This window comes from Natrialba sp. INN-245 (assembly GCF_009807105.1).
Lineage (GTDB): Archaea > Halobacteriota > Halobacteria > Halobacteriales > Natrialbaceae > Natrarchaeobius > Natrarchaeobius swarupiae.
On the sequence record NZ_WUBV01000058.1, the window covers coordinates 23,158 to 23,731 of the forward strand.

The 574-nt window shown below is 55.2% G+C and carries 1 protein-coding gene; it reads left to right on the forward strand.

The features are described 5' to 3' along the window. The coding region (locus GRS80_RS15265) for an IS5 family transposase (RefSeq protein WP_160048313.1) at window positions 1-538 on the forward strand (538 nt) is incomplete at its 5' end. Window positions 539-574: the final 36 nt, after the last annotated feature.

The following is a 574-nucleotide window of genomic DNA, read 5'->3' on the forward strand; positions in this document are numbered from 1 at the left end:
TCTGCGCCAGTCGGCGCAGCTGCACGATCTCTCTGAGCACGCTGCGATCGATGCAACGTTCTATGAACGAGATCGTGCTAGCCGCCATTACTGCCATCGAACGAATTATCGCGTTCAGACGCTCAAAGTGACAAAACTCGTCGATACAGCAACGCAAGCTGTGCTCGATCTTCACTGCTCAACGACGTTAGAAGGTAGCGACGCAGATCTCTGTGAGCAGATCGCCCGCCGGAACGCGGGCGATCTGCGGTCTCTAGCCGCTGATAAGGGCTATGACAAGCAACAACTCCGCGAACGACTCCGTGACCTCGACATTCGCCCGCTGATCAAACACCGAATCTTCGCGCCATACGATCATGCACACAACGCTCGTATTGACGAAGATCGGTACGCTCAGCGGTCAATGACCGAAACCGTCAACTCCGCCGTCAAGCGCTCGCTCGGCTACGCCGTGCGAGCGCGAACCTGGTATCGAGAGTTCCGTGAAATCGCTCTGATGTGTGTCGTCTACAACATCAAACGTGCCGTCAAACAGTGAAATCCACCGCCTTACAGCGATTCAACAAAGCCGTTT